This window comes from Lacicoccus alkaliphilus DSM 16010 (assembly GCF_900142805.1).
In the GTDB taxonomy this organism is placed as follows: domain Bacteria; phylum Bacillota; class Bacilli; order Staphylococcales; family Salinicoccaceae; genus Lacicoccus; species Lacicoccus alkaliphilus.
This window is the reverse complement of sequence record NZ_FRCF01000006.1, coordinates 1-24,483: the sequence shown is the minus strand read 5'-3', so window position 1 is coordinate 24,483 and position 24,483 is coordinate 1. Positions and strand designations below refer to the sequence as shown.

Here is a 24,483-nt window from a genome sequence, read left to right as displayed (position 1 = left end):
TAAATTGTGAAAGAGCGTAATAATGATGAAAAAACGATTCAGGATCAAAAAAGAACAGGATTTCAAGCTTGTTTTCAAAAAAGGCAAATCATATGCGAACAGGCAGTTTGTCGTTTATTTGAGGGACCACCCGGAGGTCTCTCATTTAAGGCTCGGGATCAGCGTATCCAAGAGGCTCGGCAATGCTGTACAGAGAAATAAGATCAAGAGGCGCATCAGAGCCTTTTTCCAGCATCATAAAGATGATCTGAAAGCGAAGGAATACGTCGTCATAGCGAGGAATCCGGTCAGCGACATGGATTATCATCAGATGGAGAAGTCATTATTACACGTGTTGAAGATAGCGAAATGTATAAAATGACGCGGAGGTACTTTCAATGTACAAAAATTACAAAGCAGAAACAGTCGACCACGCAATCGCACTCGGACTCGAAGAACTGAAAGTGGCGGAAGAGGATGTCAGGATTGACGTACTGGAAGGCGGCTCCAAAGGCTTTTTGGGCCTCGGCAAAAAGGATGCTGAAGTGAAGCTCACGATCATCAACCCTGAACTCAAGACTTACGGGACCATCGGGGCAGTCATCGGCCGTGATCATCCAAAAGAGGAAACAGCACTGGTCGAAGCGGTGATGGAAGAGAACAGGGCAGAGGCTGTGACCGGGACGGAAGAGGAACCCGTAACGGCGGAAGAAACTATTCCGGAAGATGTGCCTGTGCAGCAGGAGGGACCGCAGCCGGAAACATCTGCTGATGAAAGCCATGAAGAAGATGGATCGGATGACGGGTGCCTCTCATTCGATGAGGCGGCGCAGCGTACGATGGAGTACATCCAGGATGTCATCACGGATATGAATATAGAAAATGACGCAACATATAAAATCACCGACAACCGGGCATATATCGAGCTCGAGTCGGCGCTTGCAGCCAAACTGATCGGCAAAAGGGGCCAGACTCTGAACGCCCTGCAGGAAGTGGCGCAGAATCATCTGAACACCATCTACAGAAGTTACGGCATGATCGTCCTCGATGTGGAAAATTACCGGGCAAAACGTCGCCGGACACTTGAAAATCTGGCCGTCAACATGTCGAAGAAAGCGATCAGGACGAATCAGCCGGTCAAGCTCGAACCGATGCCTTCATTTGAAAGGAAGATCATGCATAATGTGCTGAGCGGCATGGATGACATCAACACATATTCGGAAGGCAATGAGCCGAACCGGTATTTAGTGATAGAAAAGAAATAAAGGAGTTATACCATCATGCAATTAGAAACGATTTCCAGCATCTCCACCCCTGTCGGGGAAGGTGCCATCGCCATCGTGAGGCTGTCCGGAATTGATGCATTGGAAATTGCCGAGAAGTTATACCGCGGTAAGAAACCTTTGGCCGAAGTGGAGACGCACACGATCAACTATGGCCATGTCGTCGACCCGGATACAGAAGAAGTGATAGAAGAAGTGATGGCGGCCGTGATGCGTGCACCGAAGACCTATACGCGCGAAGATATCGTGGAAATCAATTGCCACGGTGGGATCAACACCATCAACCGCATCCTGCAGCTGACTTTGAAATACGGCGCACGCATGGCGGAGCCGGGGGAATTCACAAAACGCGCATTTTTGAACGGACGGATCGACCTGTCGCAGGCCGAAGGCGTGATGGATTTCATCCGGGCGAAAACGACCGAAGCGTCGAAAGTCGCAAGCGGCCAGATGCAGGGCCGTCTGAAAGTCTATATAGAGGGCCTCAGGCAGAGCATTTTGAATATACTGGCGCAGGTGGAAGTCAACATCGACTATCCCGAATACGATGATGTCGAGGAAGCGACGACGGCATTCCTGATGGAAGAAGCGGAAAAAGTGAAGATTGAAATCGAAAGCTTGTTGAAGTCGAGCCGCCAGGGCCGTATAATGCGCGAAGGACTCGGCACCGTCATCGTCGGCAAGCCGAACGTGGGTAAAAGTTCGCTTTTGAACTACCTGATCCAGGACAATAAAGCCATCGTCACCGAAGTGGCGGGGACGACCCGTGACATCCTCGAAGAATATGTCAACGTCAACGGCATCCCGCTCAAACTTGTCGATACTGCAGGCATCCGGGATACGGATGATATCGTCGAGCGGATCGGCGTGGAGCGGAGCCGGCAGGCACTCGAGGCAGCCGAACTCATCCTTTATGTGCTGAATTATAATGAAGCACTGACACCGGGGGATATGGAAATCCTCGATTCCATCAAAGATGAGAACGTCATCATCATCATCAATAAGCTGGATCTCGAGAACAACCTGGATGTCGGGGAACTGGAGAGCAAATATGACTTTCCGGTCGTCAGGACATCCATCACCGAAGGCACCGGCGTCGACGACCTTGAAGATAAGATTGCCGAACTGTTCTTCGGCGGTGCCGTCTCAAGTGCAGATTCGACTTATCTCTCGAACAACCGTCATATCGGACTGCTGGAACAGGCCAACAGCGCAATCAATGATGCGATCGACTCCGCACAGATGGATGTTCCGATCGATATCGTGCAGATAGATTTAGTGAAAACATGGGAACTGCTGGGTGAAGTGATCGGCGAAGATGTGAGTGAGCAGCTCATCGATCAGCTGTTCAGCCAGTTCTGCTTAGGTAAATAGGTAAGAGGAGGAAAATGATGAAAGAGATGAATTATGATGTCGTCGTCATCGGTGCAGGCCATGCAGGTGTCGAAGCGGGACTTGCTGCGAGCCGTAAAGGTCTGAAGACACTGATGCTGACGATCAATCTGGATAATATCGCATTCATGCCGTGCAATCCGTCCGTCGGCGGCCCTGCAAAAGGCATCGTGGTGCGTGAAGTCGATGCACTGGGCGGTGTCATGGCCAAAGTGACCGATAAGACACATATCCAGATGCGCATGTTGAACACAGGTAAAGGACCGGCGGTGCGGGCACTCCGGGCACAGTCGGACAAGGTGCTTTACCAGCAGGAAATGAAAAGCATATTGGAAAATGAAGAGAACCTTGATATTTTACAGGGCATGGTCGATGAACTGATCATTGAAGACGGTGCGGTGAAAGGTGTACGCACGAACATCGGGGTGGTCTACAATGCCAAATCGGTGATCATCACGACAGGTACATTCCTGCGCGGGGAAATCGTCCTCGGACCGTTGAAATATTCCAGCGGGCCGAACCATCAGATGCCGTCGATCGCCCTGGCGGATCAGATCAGGGAGCTCGGCTTCGACATCGTCAGGTTCAAGACGGGTACGCCGCCGCGCGTCAACGCCGATTCGATCGATTATTCAAAAACGGAGATACAGCCGGGGGACGACGTGCCGCGGGCATTCAGTTTCGACACGACGGATTTCATAATGGATCAGCTGCCGTGCTGGCTGACATACACTTCAGAACATACACATGAAGTGATCAATGAAAACCTGCATTTATCACCGATGTATTCGGGCATGCAGATGGGCACAGGCCCGAGATACTGCCCGTCCATCGAAGATAAAATCGTCCGCTTCAATGATAAGCCGCGCCACCAGATCTTCCTGGAGCCGGAAGGCCGCAATACAAAAGAGGTATATGTGCAGGGGCTGTCCACAAGCCTGCCGGAGGATGTCCAGCGTGAAATGCTGTCGACCATCCCGGGGCTTGAGAATGCACGCATGATGCGTGCGGGTTATGCGATCGAATATGATGCGCTCGACCCGACCCAGCTATGGCCGACGCTTGAAACGAAGAAAATCGAAAACCTGTTCACCGCAGGGCAGATCAACGGTACGAGCGGTTATGAAGAGGCCGCCGGCCAGGGCATCATCGCCGGCATCAATGCGGCGAACAAGATATTGGGCCGGGACCCGCTCGTCTTGAGCCGTGCGGATGCATATATCGGTGTACTGATCGATGACCTGGTGACCAAAGGCACGAACGAACCCTACCGCCTCCTCACTTCGCGTGCGGAACACCGCCTGTTGCTGAGACATGATAATGCCGACATGAGGCTCACCGATATCGGCTATGAAAACGGCCTGATTTCAGAGGAGCGATATGCGAGATTCAACCAGAAGCGTGACAATATCGAAGCGGAGATGGAACGTCTGTCGAAAATCCGCATCAAAGCGGACGAATATACGCAGGCCATCATCAGATCCCGCGGGGGGACCCCGCTGAAAGATGCGATCCTCGCACTCGATCTGCTGCGCCGCCCCGAAATGGACTATATGTCCATACTGGAGATACTCGGGGAGGAAAACCAGCTGGATCAGCTCGAGTATGAGCAGATTGAAATCAAGACGAAATACGAAGGCTATATCCAGAAGTCCCTCCTGCAGGTCGACAAGATGAAACGCATGGAAAAAAAGAAGATACCTGAAAACATTGATTATGATGCGGTGAATTCCCTTGCGACGGAAGCGCGTGATAAACTGAAGAAAGTGAAGCCGCTGGATATCGCTCAGGCATCCAGGATTTCCGGTGTCAACCCGGCGGACGTCTCAATACTCCTTGTCTACATCGAACAGGGAAACGTGAAGAGAGTGGAAGCATGAACCGGCAGGAATTTACAGAAGCACTGATGAATCACGGCATCGAGTTGAGTGATGCACAAGTCGCACAATTCGAAAAGTACTATGAGATGCTGATTGACTGGAATGAAAAAATCAACCTGACGGCAGTCACGGAAAAAGAGGAAGTTTATCTGAAACATTTCTTTGATTCACTGACGCCTTTGTTCTACACGGACATCCCGGAAGATACACGGCTCTGTGACGTCGGTGCGGGTGCCGGATTCCCGAGCATCCCGATGAAGATCGTGCGGCCCGACCTCAAAGTCACCATCGTGGATTCCCTGAATAAGCGGATCACATTTTTGAACGAACTGACGGCGGAACTGTCGCTCACCGATATGCATCTGGTGCACGACCGTGCAGAAACTTTCGGACAGCACAAGGGCCGGCATATGTTCGATATGGTGACGGCGCGGGCGGTCGCCAACATGAACACGCTGCTTGAACTGTGCCTCCCGCTTGCGCGCACGGGCGGAAGGTTCCTCGTCCTGAAAGGGAAAAAAGGGCTCGAAGAACTTGAGGAAAGCGACTTCGCCCTCGACCTGCTCGGCGGCAGGGTCGTCGGGACTCATCAGTTCACATTGCCCGAAGAGGACAGCGAACGCTATATAATCGACATCGAAAAGGTCCATAAGACACCAAAGAAATTTCCGAGAAAACCCGGGACCCCGAACAAATCACCATTAAAATAAAAACCAGGGAGGCGGTGGGACGATGAAAAAGCCATTTTCAAAGTTATTTAATCTGATTGATAAAAGCAGTGAAGATCAGCCGGCTGCGGAAAGTCTGCAGAAATTGCCGCTTGAAAATATTGTTCCAAACCGCTATCAGCCACGGACCGTCTTCAACCATGAACGCATTCAGGAACTGGCCGATTCGATTCTCGAACACGGCCTCCTGCAGCCGATCACCGTCCGTCCGATAGAGGAGAACATGTATGAGATCATCGCAGGCGAACGGCGTTTCCGGGCGATGAAGCTTCTGCACATGGAGGAGACGGACGCCCTCATCCGTTATCTGACGGATCAGGAAACGGCGGCTGTGGCACTCATTGAGAACATCCAGCGTGAAAACTTATCAAGCATCGAAGAAGCACGCGCCTACCGCAAGCTGCTTGAAATGGAAGACATCACCCAGAAAGACCTGGCCCAAAACCTCGGCAAATCACAGTCTTTCATCGCCAACAAACTGCGTCTTTTGAAATTGTCGGACAGTGTGATCGAAGCACTGGGCACCGGGGAGATCACGGAGCGGCATGCAAGGAGCCTGCTCAGCCTGGAAGATGCGGAGCAGGGCGAAGTGCTCGGTGACATCAGGGATGGGAAGCTGACGGTCAAGGAAACCGAGGATGTCGTCAAAAAACGGACGAAAAAAGACGTCAAACAGATCAACTTCAACAATGATGTGTCATTCGTCGTCAATGATATAACGTCCCAGGTCGAAAAGCTCAAGGCAAAAGGGCATTCGCTCGCCTGCGCAAGTACGGATGAGGACGGATATGTCGAAGTATCGATAAAGGTCTACAAGTAATGCACTCAACTCCCGTTGGGTGCTTTCATGTTTTGTGTTACTTTTGATGAGCTGCTTGATATAATACATTTATGTGATTTTTGAGAAGGAGCGACACCTCAATGAAGATTTTTGCGATTGCCAACCAAAAAGGCGGCGTAGGAAAGACGACGACAGCAGTGAATCTCAGTGCCGCATTGACGGAGCGCGGGAAAAAGGTCCTGCTTGCCGATATCGACCCCCAGGGCAATGCGACCAGCGGGCTCGGCATCGGTAAAAATGATCTGGAGCAGTCGATATATGATGTATTGATGGATGAGGCGGACATCAATGATGTCCGCTGCGCCACAACGAATATGAACCTCGACCTCATTCCGGCGAACATCTCTCTTGCCGGGGCAGAAATTGAACTCGTGTCTGCGATGAGCAGGGAGCTCCGGCTGAAGAAAGCATTTGAAAAACTGGATCAGGATTATGACTATTGCATCATCGACTGCCCGCCGTCGCTCAGCCTGCTCACGATCAATGCATTCACGGCGGCAGACAGTGTGATCATCCCCGTCCAGGCAGAGTATTATGCACTTGAAGGTCTGAGCCAGCTGATCGATACGATAGAACTGGTCCGTCGTCACCTGAACACCGACCTTGAGATTGAAGGGATCCTTCTGACGATGCTGGATGCCCGGACGAACCTCGGTGCACAGGTTTCCGAAGAAGTGAGGGATCACTTCGGGGAAAAGGTGTATAAAACGGTCATACTTAGAAATGTGCGTCTCGGTGAAGCGCCGAGCTACGGACAGCCCATCACTGTATACGACCCGAAGTCGCAGGGGGCGGAAAATTATTCACGTCTGGCGGAAGAGGTGATCGAACGTGGCAGGTAGGAATAGGCTTGGCAAAGGGCTGGATGCCCTGTTCAATACGGATACGGCAGAGGCGGAAGCGGTCACGGAAGTGAAGCTGTCCGAAATCCGTAAAAATCCATATCAGCCGAGGGTCGAGTTCGATCCGGAAAAGCTGGAAGAGCTTGCGGACTCCATCCGCACCCACGGCATCCTGCAGCCGATCATACTGAGGAAGTCGGTCAAAGGCTATGATATCGTCGCAGGGGAGAGAAGATACCGCGCAGCCGGGCTCGCAGAAATGGAGACCATCACTGCTATCGTGAAGGAATTGTCGGATGACGACATGATGGAACTCGCGATCATTGAAAATCTGCAGCGTGAAGATCTGAATCCGCTGGAAGAAGCGATGAGCTATAAGCAATTGATGGAGAAGCGCAGCCTGACACAGGCTGAAGTTGCTGAACGTCTGGGTAAATCCAGGCCCTACATCGCCAATATGCTGCGCATACTCAACCTCCCTGCAGCGGTCAAAAAATTGATCAATGAAAAGAAGCTGTCCGGTGCACATGGGAGGACGCTGCTCGGCCTGAAAGACCCGGTGTCACAGGAGGCGGCGGCCAAAAAAGCCGTGACGGAAGATATGAGCGTCCGTGCACTGGAAGAGTATGTGAGAAGCATGCAGACGATGAAAAAGAAGAAGGCATCACAGGAAAAACCGAAATTCCTGCTCCGGCATGAGAGCAGCCTGAAGGAGAAGTTCGGGACATCCGTCGAGATTAAAAAAACCCGAAACAAGGGCCAGATAGCATTTGAATTTAAAAATGAAGAGGAATTCAACCGATTGATGAAATTGTTTGAAGAATCATAGGGAGGCTAAGTATTGGTTTTATCGTTTTTATTCAGTATATTGAGCACCGCGCAGAGCGGGGTGGATGAATCGCTGACATTCTTCCAGGAAATCGCCGAGGAGATGAGTGATCCGGAGCTGTGGATGAACATCGGCATGAGTGTCCTGTTTGCCGTGATCCTCATCACGGTCGCAGGTATCATCATCAAAGTGGTCAACCGCATCATCGAAAATTATTTTACATTCAAATCCAAAGCGGCTCTGAAGGCCAATGGAAAAGGCAAGAACGGCAAGAATGGCAGGAACGGCAAAAATAATGAAAAGCGCAGCCGGACGCTGATCAATGTGCTTCAGAATGCAGTGAGCATCGTTGTCTGGTTCATCGTATTCGTCATGATACTGGAAACGTTCGGCGTGCCGGTCGCGACACTGCTCGCCGGTGCCGGTGTCGTGGGTCTCGCCATCGGTTTTGGAGCGCAGAGTCTCGTCAAGGACATGCTGACCGGGTTCTTCATTTTGCTGGAAAACCAGTTCGACACCGGTGACTTTGTACGCATCAACACGTCGGGGACGACGGTCGCCGAGGGTGAAGTGCTGTCCATGGGGCTGCGCATCTCCAAAATTCAAGGGTACGAAGGTGAGTTGTTCATCATCCCGAATGGTACAATCAATGAAGTGATCAACTTTTCGAAATATAATTCAATCTCATTTTTGGATATCAATCTTTCTCTGAATGAAGATCTGGACCATGTGGAGGAAGTGCTCAACGAATTCTCCGAAACTGCCATGGCGCTGGAGGAGACGCTTGTCGAGAAGCCGCAGGTGCTCGGCCTGAACGGCATCGTCAACGGTGAAGCGATCATGAGGGTGATGATCGTCACCCAGCCGATGGAGCATTTCGGAGCGACGAGACGTGTCAGGAAAGAAATCAAGAAACACCTTGGGAAGAACGGCGTTCAGATTTCCGTGCCGACCATGGACATCCAGGATTTTGATGAGACGGCGAGAAAAGGTGAAGAGTCATGAAAAAAGAATACGAATTAAATGATATAGTTGAGATGAAAAAGCAGCATCCATGCGGCAACAGCAATTTCCAGATCATCAGGATGGGTGCCGACATAAAGATAAAATGTACAGAGTGCGCGCGCACGATCATGATGACAAGGCGCGACTTCGAGAAACGCATGAAGCGTATCATCACAAAAAAGAATGGTAATTAAAGGAGAAAAATTATGGCTTTAACAGCAGGCATCGTTGGATTGCCGAACGTCGGCAAGTCCACATTATTCAATGCAATCACAAAGGCGGGCGCGCTGGCTGCAAACTATCCGTTCGCAACCATCGATCCGAACGTCGGAATCGTCGAAGTGCCGGACGAACGGTTGAACAAGCTGACCGAACTGGTGAAACCGAAGAAGACGATACCGACGGCATTTGAATTCACGGATATCGCAGGCATCGTGAAAGGTGCTTCGAAAGGTGAGGGGCTCGGTAATAAATTCCTCGCGAACATCCGTGAAGTGGATGCGATCACACAGGTGGTCCGTGCATTTGAAGATGAGAACGTCACACATGTATCGGGTAAAGTGGACCCGGTCGAAGATATTGAAGTGATCAATATGGAGCTGATCCTTGCAGACCTTGAAAGTGTCGAGAAAAGGCTGCCGAGACTTGAGAAGATGATCAAACAGAAAGATAAGGAATCGATGGCGGAACATGCGGTGCTCACAAGGATCAAAGAAGGCCTGGAAGAAGGCCGGCCGGTCAGGGCTCTCGAATTTTCCAAGGAGGAACAGGCTGCGGTGCGTCACTTCCACCTTTTGACGGCAAAGCCGATGCTTTATGTGGCGAACGTTTCTGAAGACGATCTGACGGATTTATCTGGCAATGAATATTTGAGTGCGATCAACGAGTATGCAGAAAAAGAAGGTTCCGAAGTGATCGTCATCTCGGCAAAAGTCGAAGAGGAAATCGCTGTGCTGGAAGATGACGAAAAAGAGATGTTCCTGGAAGACCTGGGGCTCGATGAATCCGGTCTGGATAAGCTGATCCGCGCTTCCTACGACCTGCTCGGCCTTGCGACCTACTTCACGGCAGGCGAACAGGAAGTCCGGGCGTGGACATTCAAAAAAGGGATGACGGCACCTGAATGTGCAGGCATCATCCACACCGACTTCCAAAAAGGATTCATCCGTGCAGAAACGGTCGCCTACGACGACCTCGTTGCAGCAGGCAGCGAACTGAAAGCCAAAGAAGCGGGTAAAGTCCGCCTGGAAGGCAAGGAATACATCATGAAGGACGGCGACGTCGTCCATTTCAGATTCAACGTATAATAAAGGATCGCCGGAGCCCCCGTGGGTTTCGGCGGTTTTTATTTCGTCATGCATTTGTTTATGGGAGCGGCATCACCCGGATGTTGTGCTGTGAGTGATGGCGCACTCTTCCAATACCATTTCCCGGCATGGCAGTTAATAAATTATCTTCTTAAAAATAGGGTTGAAAATATTGTAATATGACCGTTTTACTGATATAATAACTGATTGTGAGTAATGAAAATTATTCCTTGCTGGTGACGGATTGTCAGCAGCCGCCAAAGACCATAAGGAGGTGCAGAAGATGAGAGCATATGAAATTTTATATGTCATCCGCCCGAACATCGAGGAGGAAGAAAAAACAGCTTTAGTAGAGCGTTTTGACGACCTGTTGACTTCAAACGGTGCGGAAATCGTCGAATCAAAAGAGTGGGGTAAACGTCGTTTAGCTTATGAAATCAATGATTTCAAAGACGGTTTTTACCAGATCATCAAAGTGAATGATGATGGAACAGCGACTCAGGAATTCGAACGTCTTGCGAAAATCAGCAATGATATCATTCGTCATATCATTGTTCGTGATGAGCAGGCAGAAGAAAACAAGCAAAAATAATTTAGTCAAAAAATGACATGGAGTTGATTACATGATAAACCGTGTTGTACTGGTCGGTCGCCTCACTCGCGATCCGGAACTTAGAGTCAGTCAGAGCAATGTATCTGTCACAACTTTCAACCTGGCGGTCAATCGTCCTTTTACAAGCCAAAGTGGTGAACGTGGTGCAGATTTCATAAACTGTGTCACCTTCCGCAAACAGGCGGAAAATGTGAACCAATATGTGAAAAAAGGCAGTCTTGTCGGTATCGATGGAAGAATCCAGACGAGGAACTACGAGAATAAAGATGGCCAGAGAGTTTACGTGACCGAAGTAGTGTGCGACAGTGTACAGTTTTTGGAGCCAAAAGGACAACAGGGCAGTAATCAATCTCAAAATAATTATAACTCAGCGGATAATTATACCAGCGCTTATGGCGGAGGGGCAGCCGGCGGAGCCGCAAGCTTCGGAAACCAGTCCACTGGTTCCAGGCCGGCACCGTCATCACAAGGCCAGAACAAATCCGAGGAAAACCCGTTCGCGAATGCGGACGGCCCGGTGGATATCAGTGATGACGATCTTCCGTTCTAAGATTGAACGATAATTTCATCGAAAAGAAATAATTTCGAATTACGTGTGTGAACTGTGTGTGTTAAAAGGACATTCAAGTGTGTGGATGTCTGATATGTGTGTGGGTCCCGTGGATATTTTCCACGGGGCTTTTTTCGTTCCCCGGATATTTTTGAATATTATCTCAAGGCTTTTTATGTTAATGTTTTAATTGATTGTAACCATGCACTTGAATATAACGTCGATAAGGGAAAATAAGGGGAGATTCGAATGTTGAGATTGATGTGCAAAGGAAAAATCCATCGCGCCACCGTCACGGAGGCGGACCTGGACTATGTGGGCAGTATCACGATCGATTCAAAATTGATGAAAGCGGCGGACATCAAGCCGTATGAAATGGTCCAGATCACGAACTTGAGAAATGCGACGAGATGGAAGACATATGCGCTGCCCGCTGAAGCGGAGTCGGGAAAAATCTGCCTGAACGGCCCGCCGGCGCACCTTTTTTCACCGGGGGACATTGTGATCATCCTGAGCATGGCCCAGATGTTGGATGAAGAGATTGAAACATTGGAGCCGCACGTGGTCTTCGTGGATGAGGACAATCAGATCACACACGTGGAGACACACGACCTCCACTGGGGATGAAACCGGAAAGTGAACACCCATGACGCCGTCATGGGTGTTTTTTTTAATTTGCTGCGATTGCTGCAGAACTCCAGGATATTTGCAATGTATTGTTTATAGATATATGTAATGGGTATATAAATATTGCTTTAAAGATTCAAAAAAACGGAGGGGTAATATGTTTTTGCATGACAAACATTTGCAGTTCGAAGCAAAACCGGTCAATCCGGATCCATTGATGGCGAAGCGCGTTCAGGAATTGATCGGCGGCCAGTACGGAGAGATGAGCGTCGCGATGCAATACTTATTCCAGGGATGGGGCGTCCGTGAAGGAAATGAGAAATATAAGGACCTGCTCCTTGATATCGGTACGGAGGAGCTTGGACATATTGAAATGCTGGCGACCATGGTTTCAAGACTGCTGGAAGGGACTTCCCTTGAAGATCAGCAATCGGCCATGAAGGATCCCGCCACAGCCGCAGTGATGGGCGGCATGAACCCACAGCATGCGATTGTTGCAGGTCTCAATGCACGTCCCGTCGACAGTGTCGGCAATCCGTGGCAGGGCAGCTACATCATTTCAAGCGGCAATCTGCTTGCCGATTTCCGTGCAAATCTGAATGCTGAATCACAGGGCCGTGTGCAGGCAACGCGGATTTATGAAATGACGGATGATCCGGGTCTGAAGGATATGCTTGCGGTGCTGATCGCACGTGATTCCTATCATCAGAACCTGTGGATGCAGGCCATTCAGGAACTGGAGGAAAAAGAGGGCAGCAGAATCGTACCGACGACATTCGACCGTTCACAGCAGCGTGAAGATATCGCGTTCAGCCTGTACAATCATTCCAACACGGAAGAAAGTAAAGAAGGCAGCTGGATTGACGGTAAGACTCCGGCAGGCGACGGCACTTTCAATTATGTCGAGAAACCGCCGTTCGAGGGTGAAATACCATCCATTCCGCCGTCACCGGAGTCTGTACACAATACATTGCCTGAAGATAAGCTGTAATTCATTGAATAAGAAGACTGCACTTAAACACCGGGCGACCGGTGTTTTATTTTTGTGGAACATAAAGCGTCATCATTCCCATCACCACTTATTTAGTATAAAATTATACTTAATAGAAAATGAGGGGTGTATCATTATGTCATATCAGAAGATAGTGCCGCATTTATGGTTCGATGATGAAGCGGTTGAAGCAGCCAATTTTTACGCAGGGCTGTTTCCCGGCTCCGTGGTGCATTACACCAATGTGTTGGAAGGGACGCCCTCAGGCGGTGCCGAGCAGGTGGACTTTGAAATCATGGGATACCAGTTCATGGCGATCAGTGCCGGGCCGGGTGTCACCAAAAATCCCTCCATTTCCTTCATGGTCCTCTTCACCAGGGAAGAGCGGAAAGCATTCGAAAAGATATGGGAAACGCTCGCCGGTGAAGGGAAGGTGCTGATGCCTTTCGGGAAGTATGATTTCAGTGACTTGTACGGATGGCTCGAAGACGGGTATGGTGTATCGTGGCAGTTCTACATGGCGGATGAAGAACCTGGATCCAGGGTCATACCGACAATGATGTTCATCAATGCCAATCTCGGGAAAGCCGGGGAGGCGATGAAGTTTTATATGGACATCTTCCGTGATGCCGGGATGGAAGATATTCATTATTACCCGGGAAATGATGGGCCCGACTCAGGTCAGCATGTCATGCACGGCCAGGCCAGGCTCGAAAATCTGTCTTTCGCCTTCATGGATTCAGCGGAAGATCATGCATTCGATTTTTCGGAAGGCGTGTCATTGATCGTGAAATGTGACGACCAGGATGAAATCGACTATTACTGGAACAGACTCTCCCATGTGCCCGAGGCGGAAGTGTGCGGATGGCTGAAGGATAAGTACGGTGTATCCTGGCAGATCATCCCAAAAGTGATGGACGAGATGGTTGAGAATGGTTCGAGGGAGCAGCTGCAACGTGTGACAGAAGCTTTCCTTAAGATGAAGAAGTTTGATGTCGCAGAACTTGAAGCAGCATATCGAAATTGACCGAAAAGCACCCGCCCGGGTGCTTTTCCGATGTCATGTTTCCAACGGAAATTTATCGGGTAGCTTTTATATAACTGATGAAAGGGAGTAGGATCATATGTTGAAATTATCGGAAAGTGAATATCCCAATGTCGTCCAGATAGAAGTTGATGGCAACGTCATGGATATAGATGCCGAAAAATCGGAGGCTTTCATAAAGGAGCATTACGGTGACGATGCGGAACTGAATGCACTCATCTACATCAAAAAGCTTGAAGGTGTGAGACCCGGCGGTGTATTGAGGGGCATACCGGTGGATGCAAAGCATTGGGATCAATTCAATAAATTCGCGGTGGTCGCCGACGATGATATTTTAAAGAGCCTGGGATCACTGACGGATATGCTGCCGGGCATCAGCGTCGAATCATTCGACAAGACTGAAATCGACGACGCCTGGCGGTGGCTGGCGGCATAAGCCGGCTCACCTGAACCGGTAAATCATGTAAAGGAATGAACGGAATGGATGTACTGACAGAGTATTTTCACATGGCTTCGAAACTGGTCGTCGGACTCATAGGCATCATCATCGTCATCCGGCTCCTCGGCAAGAAAGAGATGGCCCAGGTGACGCTGCTCGATTTCGTCTATGCCCTGGTACTCGGCGGGGTCATCAAAGATGCGATGTATGAGCCGTCGGTGACCATACCGGACATGCTTTTCGTCCTGGCAATCTGGAGTGCCCTCATCTACATTTTTGAAAAGCTCACACAGAAATCAGGTGTGCTCAGGCATGTCATCAAAGGGCGGCCCGCCACACTCATAAAAGAAGGCCGGCTCATGTACGGTCAGATGGAGAAGCTCAACATGGAAATAGAGGAACTCAATCAGCTGCTGCGGGTGGAAGGCATATTTTCCCTGAGGGAAGTCAACTATGCGATGCTGGAAAACAGCGGGCAGCTCACTGTACTTAAGAAACGGTCGGAACAGGAGACGGTGATCGATGTCCCCTCCCATACGCTGGTGGGTGATGGTAAAATCATGAATTACCCGCTTGAAGACATCGGGGGTGATGAAGAGTGGATCACCCGCGCCCTGGCGGAAATCGACAAAGAAGCCGATGAGATTTATTTTGCCGAATGGAATGCTGAAAAGGGTTGGCATATCCAGGATTACGAAGGCAACCTGTACGATTTATAATGATGGGCGTATTTTGGAAAGACCCGGGTGAACCGGGTCTTTTTTCACTTATTGATGGTATTGGGGCGCCCGGCTGTGTTTAAATGAAAGTAAGCAAAATACATATAAAAGGTGAATTCTATGAATCGTATCAGGATATTCGGATTGACGGCTGCTGCGGTGCTGCTCGCATCATGTGACGGCGGGACGGAGGAAGCGGCTGAGGAGCAGCCGGTGGAAGAAGAGACGCAGGAAATGGAAGAAGCAGAAGAGGCGGAAGAAGAGACGGAGGTCACAGTTGAGGAGGAGAATGGGGAAGAGGAAACGGTTGAAGAAAGTGAAGCGGAACTGCTCATAACGGAAGAGGATGTGTTCGATGACGGGAGCATTCAGGCGCTTGTCAATAAACAGCACCATCTCGACGCGGATTATGTGCCTCACGACCTGGTGACCGTCGAAGTGCCGACGGTGCTGCAAAATCCGGAAATCAACCAGCTGAGGGCAGAGGCGTCGTCTGCGTTGACGGAAATGTTCGATGCGGCGCTGGAAGACGGTCTGACCTTATACGCCCGGTCGGGTTACCGGTCATATAATACACAGGTCAGCCTGTACAACAATTATAAGGAGGCGCACGGTGAGGCAGCCGCCGACCGTTTCAGCGCCCGGCCCGGAGCAAGTGAACATCAGACGGGACTTGCGATGGATGTGACGAGTGAGAGTGTGAACTACGAACTGAATGAGGCGTTCGGGGAAACTGAGGAGGGTGTATGGGTCAAGGAAAATGCACATGACTACGGCTTCATCATCCGGTATCCCGAAGGCATGGAAGATATTACAGGTTACTCGTATGAGCCTTGGCATCTGCGGTATCTCGGGGCGGGACTCGCCACGGATATTCATGAGAGCGGACTGACTTATGAAGAATATATTGAGGAGAGTGGGATGGACATTGAAGAGGACGGAGAAGAATAAAAACAGTTCACCGATACTGAAGATACTGGTGCCGGCATTGCTGCTGATCCTGGCGATCGGTGCGCTTTTCATGGCATTCAACCTTTCAGGCAATGGGTCTGATGAGGAGGAAGCGGCCGTGGAGGAAACAGCCGGAGAGAGCGAATCAGCGGAAGAAGGCGATCAGGCAGAAGATGAAGGTGAAGAAAATGGCGGAGAGGCTGCAGGGGAAAATACGGAAGCAGCGGAAGAAGGTTCGACTGAAATCACGATTTCAACCGTCGGCGACATCATGGTGCATGATGAGCAGTATTGGGGTGCATATGTGGAAGAGACGGACTCATATGACTTCAAGCCATGGTTTGAACATGTGAAACCTTATCTTGAGGAAGCGGACCTCGCAATCGGCAACTTTGAAACGACGGTGGCGGGCGAAGACCGGGGTTACACCGGGTACCCGCTGTTCAATACACCGGATGAGATCGTTGAAGATCTGGACTATGCAGGTTTTGATTCCATCGTGACATCAAACAACCACAGTCTGGATATGGGGGCACAGGGCCTGGAACGCACAGTGCAGATGCTGGAAGAACACTTTGATGTGATCGGTACATATGATGCCCCGCCTGAAGACAGACATGTGATCAAAGAAGTGGACGGCATCAAAGTGGCGATGCTCGCTTTCACCGAAATGCTGAACGGCATGGATGGACCGTACACCGATGAGGAAGTATATAACATGATTGATGTCATTTCCGAAGAAAACCTGACTGAGGCGATCGATGCCGCGAAAGAAGATGATCCCGACATCATACTGACCTATATGCACTGGGGTCCTGAATACGTGGAGGAACCGAGTGACTATCAGAAAGAGTATGCACAGTTTTTGGCGGATCAGGGCGTTGACCTGATCATCGGCTCCCACCCGCACGTCCTCCAACGTGCAGAATATCTTGAATCGAGTGACGGGGAGAGCGAATCATTCGTCGCTTATTCCCTCGGCAACTTCATCTCCAATCAGCGCCTGGAGACGATCGGCCCGGACTTTGAGCCGAACGAAGACGGTGTGATTCTGAATTTTGATATTGAAAAAGACCACGAATCCGGCGAGACGGTCCTGGCGGATGTACATTATACACCGACATGGGTCTACCGTCACAGTGATACCGGGGATACGCCATTCGATTACGAGATCCTGCCGGTGGAGGATTTCCAGGAGGATGAGGATCTCCCGGAAGACATCCGCGAGCGTCTTGACCGTTCACTGGAACGCACAAATTCAAGGTTGAATCTGGAACAATAATAACTTTCAAACCCTGCAAATTTGCAGGGTTTTTTATTTTTCAGGGAGTAGATCGGCCGCAGCCGGGTAGATATAAGTTAAACGCATATATATAAAGGAGGATTTTCATGAGTAGTATGCAGTATGGCAGTGATTACAAGAAAGTTCCCGCACTATCGAAGGACAGCGGCAAAGGTGCTGAAGTGCTGCCGGACGTCTATACGTATACGAATCAGATCGTCAACATCCATCTGGTGGGCCGCCCGGAGGGCGATGGCTTTGTGCTGGTGGATGCCGGTCTGCCGGACTCTGCGGAAAAGATCATCAAAGTGGTGGAAGAGCGGTTCGGCGAAGGGGCGAAGCCTGAAGCGATCATACTGACACACGGGCACTTCGATCATGTCGGTTCCATCATTGAGCTGATCGAGGAATGGCAGGTGCCGGTCTATGCGCATAAGCTCGAGCTGCCTTACCTGACGGGGAGGGCGCCTTATCCGGAGCCGGATCCGACGGTGGAAGGCGGCATGATGGCGAAGACTGCAGGCATGTTCCCGAGGGAGCCGATCGACCTTGAAAATCACATCGAAGCGCTGCCTGCGGACGGGAGGGTGCCGCATCTGCCGGATTTCGAGTGGATCCATACACCCGGCCACACGGATGGACATGTGAGCTTCTACCGGGCATCCGACGGCCTGCTCATCGTCGGCGATGCATTCGTCACCGTACAGCAGGATTCCCTCTATAAAGTGATGACACAGAAGAAGGAAATCCACGGGCCCCCGGTCTATTACACGACGGATTGGGGAGCGGCGCGTGCTTCGGTGGAAAAGCTTGCATCAACCGATGCAAAGACGGCCGTCTTCGGACACGGTCAGCCGCTTAAAGGTGAAGAACTGAGGGAAGGCCTTGATCACCTTGCCCGCAATTTCGATGATATCGCACTGCCCGCCCACGGCAAATATGTGGATGATGATAAATAATTTCCACTGTTTAAAGATACATTCATTTCACCTATAATTGAATTAATGATCAAAGATGAATTTTAAAGGGAAATTGTAGGTGTAAAAATGAAGAAATGGATTGGAGTCATCATTGGTGTGCTGGCCATCCTGGGAGCGGCCGTTTTTCTGATGTTCAACTTCACGGACATATTCCAGGCGGATGAGGAAGAAGCGCTGGCCGCTTATGTCTCCCATTACGAGGATGGGAATTATGAAGAGATATATGAAACATTGAGCGCAGGGACGCGGGACAGATATGCCCCGGAGGACGTCACAGAAAGATATGAGAAGCTGTATGGGGACCTGGGTGTCGAGTCACGGTCCATCGATGGTCTTGAACCGGATGAAGAAAGGTCGACCGACCATAATAAGATTTATGAAGGCGACTGGACGGTTGATACCGCATACGGCGAACTGACGCGTGATATGCAAATCAGCCTGCTTTATGACGAGGCGGAAAATGAATGGGATGTGGAATGGACGCCCGACATGATCATCCCGGGCCTGAACGGCAACCGGACGCTCGATTTCAATTTCTCAAATGGTGTCCGTGGTGAGATCCAATCCAATTCCGGTGAGCCGCTCGCATTCAATGGCCGCAAGGAAGTGGTCGGGTTCACAGCGGGAGAGGTTTCGGAAGAGGATCTGACCGACCTTGCCGATGTGCTTGAGATCAGTGAGGAATCACTTGTGTCCACATACAATCAGGAGTGGATCGGTGAAGGCATGTTTGTGCCCGTGAAAGAAGCACACCGCTTTTCCGATGAAGATAAATCGAAGTTCGGTGATAACGGTCTCCAGGTTCAGGAACAGCCGGCCCGTGAATATGCCTTGGATGCAGCGACATTCCACCTGCTGGGTTATGTCGGGGAAGCGAGTGCTGAGGAGATCGAGGAATCGGATTACTTGAGCGCCGGCGATATGACAGGAAAACGCGGTCTTGAACAGCTGTATGATGAGCGCCTTCAGCCTGAGGGCGGATATGAGGTCGCCATCACGGACAATGACGGTCAGGTGCTCGACACTTTATTCAGTGAAGCAGCGGAAGACGGTTCGGATATCGTACTCACCATCGACATGGATCTCCAGGATGTCATCTTCAATGAGCTCGAGGATGATTCGGGCGCGAGTGTGGCGCTGAATCCGGAAGACGGGGATATACTGGCTGCAGTCAGTTACCCGTCCCCGAGCCCGTACGATTTCATGTTCGGCATCACCCAGGACGAACTGGATGAACTGCAGGAAGACTCGGAGAATCCGTTGCTCGGCAAGTTCAACCGGACGACCTCCCCGGGCTCCACCCAGAAGATCCTCTCAAGCCTGGTCGCCATGAATACGGATGGGTTCGACCGTGATGCCACACGCGAGATCACCGGAGGCAGCTGGCAGGCGGACGACTCCTGGGGCGGGTACACCGTGAACCGCTACCATGTCGAAGACGGGGCGTTCGATCTCGGCCGTGCCATCACGAGCTCCGACAACATCTACTTTGCACAGACCATGCTGGACATCGGCGCCGACCGTTTCATCGAAGGCATGCATGAACTCGGCATCGGCGAGGAATATGACGGGGATTATCCGATCTATACGAGCCAGGTGGCGAACGATGAAACGATCGAGAGTGATGTCCTGCTTGCGGACAGTGCCTACGGACAGGGTGAACTGCTGATTTCACCGCTTCAGATCACAGCGATCTACGCCGGGGTGGTGAACGGCGGGGATGTCTATGTCCCACATATACTGGCGGATACGGATGAAGATATCCAGGTGGAAGGTATCGCCGAAGAGGATGACCTTGCCTACCTGGAGGGCGCGATGAGAAGCGTCGTCACGGACTACCATGCCGACGATATGGAGCGCGATTACGCCAGCTTCGCCGGCAAGACCGGGACGAGTGAGAATAAGATGTCCCAGGACACGAGAGGGTCCGAGACGGGCTGGTTCATCGGCTACGATCAGGATGAGAAAGACATGATGCTGAGCCTCTATGTCGAAGACGTCGAGGACCGCGGCATGAGTGAGTATTCTGCACAGAAGTTTGCAGATATCCACGATGCCTACAGGGAAATATCGGAATGAATTTAAAAATGCGTACATCTGAAAAGATGTATGCATTTTTAATGCAAAAATAATTTTATCGTGTTTACGGTTGGAAATTAATGTGCTACGCTTTTTATAATTATCAGAAAAATCCGATTCAAAGCACCGGCAGAAGAGTCATCTTGAAGACAGTTAGTGAAGAATTCCGGAAAGGGGATGTAAAGGATGGACGCTTTTCCAATAGCTGGATGGCTGATCTTGATCGTACCGCCTATTCTCATGATAGGCTCTGTTGCCATATGGTATGCACGTGAAGTGAAGATGGAAAAACTTGAAAATGAGTTGTTCAGAAAAAAATATGATGACAGGGAGATGGAGTAGATGGGCGGTATAGGCATATTGAGCATCGTCATTCTATACATGATATTACTTCTGGTCCTTGGCATCTGGTCTGCAAGGATCAGTACGCAGGGGTCTTCCGAATACTTCCTCGGCGGAAGGAAGCTCGGACCATGGGTCTTGTCCATGAGTGAGAAAGCGTCGGAGTCGAGCGGTTTCATGACCGTCGGTCTGCCCGGTGAAGCATATTCCTCAGGCATGAGTGCGGCATGGAACGCGGTATCGAGTGTATTTTCGATCTTCAACTGGCTGTTCTTCGCGAAGAGGATACGCCGTTTATCTGAGATACAGAACTCCATTACAGTGCCGGATTTCCTGTCCGCACGGTTCAAGGATGATACACATATAATGAGATGGGTCTCCATCGTCGTCATGACGATATTCATGACCGTCTACGTCTGTGCCCAGTTTGTGGCATTCGGGGTTTTATTCGAAGTGGTGCTGGGTGTCAATTTCGCAACAGGCGTCATCGTCGGCGGTATCGTGACGATCATCTATACGATCCTTGGCGGTTTCTTTGCAGTCTCACTGACCGACTTCATACAGGGACTGCTTATGGCATTCGCATTCCTGGTGCTGCCGATCCTCGCCATCACCGAAATCGGCGGATTCAATGAGATGGGGTACCAGCTCACGGATATGATGGGTCAGGAGTTCCTGGCGCCGTTCTTCGGCAACTCGGCACTGACGCTTGCCGGTCTGATCGCCATCATCAGTTACCTGTTCATCGGTATCGGGTTCAACGGGTCCCCGCACGTACTCGTGCGTTACATGGCGCTGCGCCATACCCGTGACGTGAAGCGTATCGCACTGATCGGCATCATATGGATGATGGTGGCCTACTACGGTGCCGTACTGATCGGTTTGTCCGGGCTCGCCTTATTCCCGGACCTTGCAGATCCTGAACACATCTTCCCGACGATGACCGTGGAATTGTTCCCATGGTGGATTGCGGGCATCATCGTCGCAGCCGCATTATCTGCGATGATGTCATCGATCGACTCGATGCTGCTGATCGCTTCATCCACCATCGCAGAAGATTTATGGAATAAAATACTCAAAAAAGGCGAACTCAGGGAAGATAAGACGATCCTCATTTCAAGGATTGCGACAGCCCTGCTCGGTCTCATTGCAATCATCATCGCCCTGAATCCGCTCGACACGGTATTCTGGCTCGCGGTATTCGCCTGGGCGGGACTTGCGACGTGTTTCGGTCCACCGATCATCCTTTCCCTGTTCTGGAAAGGCGTCACAAAAACAGGCGCGATCGCAGGCATGATCGTGGGGCCCCTGGTCACCGTCATCTGGTATTTCTGGCCGCCCGTCGACATTTATGAAGGCGGACCGGCATTCATTGCGGCAATGCTGACCATCGTGCTCGTCAGCCTCTTTACTAAACCGCCTGAAGGCGATGACTTCGAGCGGTTGTGGGATACGTATTCCGAGAAGAATGAGCTTGGCAGATTTTCATTCCTGCCTTCGGACGAAGCAGTCATCAGGAACCTCAAGGCGAGCAACCTGGGTGACAGGACCGAAAAGGAAATCATCATGGAGCTGCTCGACAGTGAGCATAAATCGGCAAGTGCGTTCCGGACGAATTGATGGAAGGGGGGTTGAGTATGGATAACGAAGAATATGCATCCGTATCCCTGATAGAGACACCGATGGATTTGAGCGGAAGGGAACTGATCTGTTATCCATATTTGATCGTGCTCTGTAAAGTGTGCATGCCGCGGATGTTCATGAAGCCGAGGGTCGCCTGGACGGTCATCACGGTGGATCTTGTGAAGGGTGTGCCGCTGCGTTCGAATATGTTCCCCGAAACGAAGGAGATCAGCATCAAACCGTCGGCGCTTGTACCGGCTGTACTCTCAAACGAAGAAGCGATCCAAAAGTCGCGTAAGCTGGTGCTGCGGTGGGTGATGTATAAGTTCCATGCATTCAAGAATCCCGAAATTGAAATTGTGAAGCAGCAGGCAGTATATAAAGCGTTTTTCTTTGCGGAAGCGGACGGTAAGGAAATCCTGGTCGACTCAGTCAAAGGACTGACGCCGGAAGACTTATAATTTCAGACGAAAGCAGGGATACAATGTTTGATTTCAAATCGAGAAGATCACGCGTCATCGACAAGCTGAAGGCGCAGGGTGATGCCGTCGCCATCGTGACGGACCCGGATTATGTCTTCTATTTGACGGGCTATCACGGTGCGCTCGGCATCGAATGGGGCAGGCCGAACATCTTCATTCAGACTGTCGACGGCGAGTCCGTTCTCCTCGTCCCGCTCATGGAGGAGGAGATGGCGCACAGGCAGACGGATGTGAAGAGGATACTCCCATGGACGGACGGTATCGACGAAGAATGGCGGCCGCATCTCCAGGAATACCTGGATAAATACAGGAACGACAAAGTCGCTGTGGACTATACGTCGATTCCAAGGCTCGTCTGGGATTTCATCGGTGATGTCATCCCGAAAGAACGCATCTCCGACATCGGCAAAGAAATCGACCGGCTCAGAAGCGTCAAAGATGAGAAGGAGATCCAGGTCGCAAGGCACGCAGGGGAAGTGGCGGTTGAAATGCTGAAAGGCGCGATGAAGGTGGCTGCACCCGGCGTCTATGAATATGAAGTGGAACTCGCTTCAAAAGAAGCAGGCACCCGGCACGCCGCGGGGCTCATGGAAAAGTATTATCGAGATGTGCAGCCGTTCAACTATCCCGGCATCGGCAATAAACAGATCATGAGCTCAGGCGGAGAAATCACGATGTGCCATCACAGAAGCAGCATGACGAAACTCGTCCATGGCGAACCGTTCTTCATATGCCATTGCGGCACGGCGGAATTCAAGAACTTCTTCGTCGGTTTCGACCGTATTTTATTCCCCGGGGACATCAACGACGAAGCCGCAAAGATGCTGGAAGTGGCAGAGGAGGCACAAAAAGCGGCCCTGTCCCGGGTCAAGCCCGGGGCATATGCCAAAGATGTCTACAATGCTTACGCAGAAGTGATAGAAGACAACGGCTACCCGATACCGTTCCGGGCCGGCCGCTCCCTGGGCTTTTCATACAACGCCTGGCCGGCGCTTGAAAAGGGCAGCGGGGCGGTACTTGAAGAAGGTATGACATTCGCGGTGGACGGGGCGACGGACTCGGACAACTACCGCACCCAGGTCGGGGACAGCATACTGGTGACTAAAGACGGCTTTGAATACTTGACGCCGTTCACCAAAGACCATAATGCGCTGATCGTAGGAAAATGAACTTCATAACTGTGCCCGGACGAGCGTGGATGCTCGTCCGGGTTTTTTCGTGTCGCGGGAGCGTGTTTCGTGCCACAGCAAGTCTCCAAATGATATAACTCGGGTGCCATGCCACCAGTTGTGTCACAAGCCGACCTCCACCCTTAACTCAATTTAAAAATTAAAATAAAAATAAAAATGGGGCTGGGACATAAGTCCCCGCCCCTAACCAAAAATCCCCGGATTAAAATGTGAATTTTAATCCGGGGATTTTTATATAAATATAAGACAAAAACAAGGCACACTCTTATAATGTAAGTAACCACACAAACAAAGGAAGAGGTGCCTTATGTATAAAGATTATAACATGAACCAGCTTACAATACCATTGGATATCGAAGTGATGATTCCGGACGATGACATCGCCGTTGCGGTGAATGAGATGGTGGAGAGCATCCCGGAGGCGCCGTTCAAAGCCTTCGAGCATGATGTCGGGGCGTCCTCCTACCATCCGAGGATGATGATG

General features: G+C 50.7%; 26 protein-coding genes. All 26 read left to right on the top strand.

Translation table 11 applies throughout. The features are described from left to right. Positions 1–22 precede the first annotated feature (22 nt). The 26 genes from rnpA (at position 23) to BUA12_RS07935 (ending at position 23,978) form a co-directional block, all read left to right on the top strand. Positions 23–361 (top strand): ribonuclease P protein component, encoded by a 339-nt coding sequence (gene rnpA, locus BUA12_RS08055; RefSeq protein WP_072710092.1) that lies wholly within the window; start codon positions 23–25, stop codon positions 359–361. A 16-nt stretch (positions 362–377) separates the two neighbouring features. Then, positions 378–1,244 (top strand): RNA-binding cell elongation regulator Jag/EloR, encoded by an 867-nt coding sequence (gene jag / locus BUA12_RS08050; RefSeq protein ID WP_072710091.1) that lies wholly within the window; start codon positions 378–380, stop codon positions 1,242–1,244. 15 nt (positions 1,245–1,259) lie between these two features. After that, a complete protein-coding gene (mnmE, locus tag BUA12_RS08045; protein WP_072710090.1) occupies positions 1,260–2,636 on the top strand; it encodes a tRNA uridine-5-carboxymethylaminomethyl(34) synthesis GTPase MnmE in 1,377 nt (458 codons plus the stop codon). Positions 2,637–2,650: 14 nt separating this feature from the next. Further along, positions 2,651–4,534 carry a tRNA uridine-5-carboxymethylaminomethyl(34) synthesis enzyme MnmG gene (gene mnmG, locus BUA12_RS08040; RefSeq protein ID WP_072710089.1) on the top strand — a complete coding sequence of 628 codons (1,884 nt, stop codon included), beginning with the start codon at positions 2,651–2,653 and terminating at the stop codon, positions 4,532–4,534. Continuing rightward, positions 4,531–5,244, top strand: a complete 714-nt coding sequence (gene rsmG / locus BUA12_RS08035) for a 16S rRNA (guanine(527)-N(7))-methyltransferase RsmG (RefSeq protein ID WP_072710088.1) — start codon at positions 4,531–4,533, stop codon at positions 5,242–5,244. The genes mnmG and rsmG overlap by 4 nt, the downstream gene beginning before the upstream one ends. Before the next feature lie 22 nt (positions 5,245–5,266). Further along, positions 5,267–6,082, top strand: a complete 816-nt coding sequence (locus tag BUA12_RS08030) for a ParB/RepB/Spo0J family partition protein (RefSeq protein WP_072710087.1) — start codon at positions 5,267–5,269, stop codon at positions 6,080–6,082. 101 nt (positions 6,083–6,183) lie between these two features. Continuing rightward, entirely contained in the window at positions 6,184–6,945 is a 762-nt protein-coding gene (locus BUA12_RS08025) for a ParA family protein (RefSeq protein WP_072710086.1), read from the top strand. Next, positions 6,935–7,774 carry a ParB/RepB/Spo0J family partition protein gene (locus tag BUA12_RS08020; RefSeq protein WP_084670052.1) on the top strand — a complete coding sequence of 280 codons (840 nt, stop codon included), beginning with the start codon at positions 6,935–6,937 and terminating at the stop codon, positions 7,772–7,774. The genes BUA12_RS08025 and BUA12_RS08020 overlap by 11 nt, the downstream gene beginning before the upstream one ends. Before the next feature lie 12 nt (positions 7,775–7,786). After that, complete coding sequence (locus tag BUA12_RS08015) at positions 7,787–8,779, top strand: mechanosensitive ion channel family protein (protein ID WP_245772779.1); 993 nt, start codon at positions 7,787–7,789, stop codon at positions 8,777–8,779. Further along, a complete protein-coding gene (locus tag BUA12_RS08010) occupies positions 8,776–8,973 on the top strand; it encodes a DUF951 domain-containing protein (RefSeq protein WP_072710085.1) in 198 nt (65 codons plus the stop codon). The genes BUA12_RS08015 and BUA12_RS08010 overlap by 4 nt, the downstream gene beginning before the upstream one ends. A gap of 12 nt (positions 8,974–8,985) precedes the next feature. Continuing rightward, positions 8,986–10,086 (top strand): redox-regulated ATPase YchF, encoded by a 1,101-nt coding sequence (gene ychF / locus BUA12_RS08005; RefSeq protein ID WP_072710084.1) that lies wholly within the window; start codon positions 8,986–8,988, stop codon positions 10,084–10,086. 283 nt (positions 10,087–10,369) lie between these two features. Next, a complete protein-coding gene (gene rpsF, locus BUA12_RS08000; protein WP_072710083.1) occupies positions 10,370–10,678 on the top strand; it encodes a 30S ribosomal protein S6 in 309 nt (102 codons plus the stop codon). A 31-nt stretch (positions 10,679–10,709) separates the two neighbouring features. Further along, positions 10,710–11,249 (top strand): single-stranded DNA-binding protein, encoded by a 540-nt coding sequence (gene ssb, locus BUA12_RS07995; protein WP_072710082.1) that lies wholly within the window; start codon positions 10,710–10,712, stop codon positions 11,247–11,249. A gap of 249 nt (positions 11,250–11,498) precedes the next feature. Beyond that, complete coding sequence (gene panD / locus BUA12_RS07990; RefSeq protein WP_072710081.1) at positions 11,499–11,876, top strand: aspartate 1-decarboxylase; 378 nt, start codon at positions 11,499–11,501, stop codon at positions 11,874–11,876. A 157-nt stretch (positions 11,877–12,033) separates the two neighbouring features. Continuing rightward, positions 12,034–12,867: a manganese catalase gene (locus BUA12_RS07985; protein WP_072710080.1), complete on the top strand. Its 834-nt coding sequence runs from the start codon at positions 12,034–12,036 to the stop codon at positions 12,865–12,867. 136 nt (positions 12,868–13,003) lie between these two features. Beyond that, a complete protein-coding gene (locus BUA12_RS07980; protein ID WP_072710079.1) occupies positions 13,004–13,894 on the top strand; it encodes a VOC family protein in 891 nt (296 codons plus the stop codon). 97 nt (positions 13,895–13,991) lie between these two features. Continuing rightward, entirely contained in the window at positions 13,992–14,348 is a 357-nt protein-coding gene (locus BUA12_RS07975) for a SpoIIAA family protein (protein ID WP_072710078.1), read from the top strand. A 44-nt stretch (positions 14,349–14,392) separates the two neighbouring features. Then, a complete protein-coding gene (locus tag BUA12_RS07970; protein ID WP_178138249.1) occupies positions 14,393–15,070 on the top strand; it encodes a DUF421 domain-containing protein in 678 nt (225 codons plus the stop codon). Positions 15,071–15,190: 120 nt separating this feature from the next. Then, complete coding sequence (locus BUA12_RS07965) at positions 15,191–16,021, top strand: M15 family metallopeptidase (RefSeq protein WP_072710077.1); 831 nt, start codon at positions 15,191–15,193, stop codon at positions 16,019–16,021. Further along, positions 15,966–17,303, top strand: coding sequence for a CapA family protein (locus BUA12_RS07960; RefSeq protein WP_084670048.1), 1,338 nt, complete (start codon positions 15,966–15,968; stop codon positions 17,301–17,303). Before BUA12_RS07965 ends, BUA12_RS07960 begins: the two co-directional genes overlap by 56 nt. A 107-nt stretch (positions 17,304–17,410) precedes the next feature. Then, positions 17,411–18,262 carry an MBL fold metallo-hydrolase gene (locus BUA12_RS07955; protein ID WP_072710075.1) on the top strand — a complete coding sequence of 284 codons (852 nt, stop codon included), beginning with the start codon at positions 17,411–17,413 and terminating at the stop codon, positions 18,260–18,262. A gap of 87 nt (positions 18,263–18,349) precedes the next feature. After that, on the top strand, positions 18,350–20,362 hold the full coding sequence (locus tag BUA12_RS07950; RefSeq protein WP_072710074.1) for a penicillin-binding transpeptidase domain-containing protein: 2,013 nt from the start codon (positions 18,350–18,352) through the stop codon (positions 20,360–20,362). A 186-nt stretch (positions 20,363–20,548) separates the two neighbouring features. After that, complete coding sequence (locus BUA12_RS13055) at positions 20,549–20,704, top strand: hypothetical protein (protein WP_178138248.1); 156 nt, start codon at positions 20,549–20,551, stop codon at positions 20,702–20,704. Beyond that, positions 20,705–22,324: a sodium/proline symporter gene (locus BUA12_RS07945; protein WP_072710073.1), complete on the top strand. Its 1,620-nt coding sequence runs from the start codon at positions 20,705–20,707 to the stop codon at positions 22,322–22,324. 17 nt (positions 22,325–22,341) lie between these two features. Further along, on the top strand, positions 22,342–22,788 hold the full coding sequence (locus BUA12_RS07940) for a hypothetical protein (protein ID WP_072710072.1): 447 nt from the start codon (positions 22,342–22,344) through the stop codon (positions 22,786–22,788). A gap of 23 nt (positions 22,789–22,811) precedes the next feature. Further along, positions 22,812–23,978, top strand: a complete 1,167-nt coding sequence (locus BUA12_RS07935; protein ID WP_072710071.1) for a M24 family metallopeptidase — start codon at positions 22,812–22,814, stop codon at positions 23,976–23,978. Positions 23,979–24,483 lie beyond the last annotated feature (505 nt).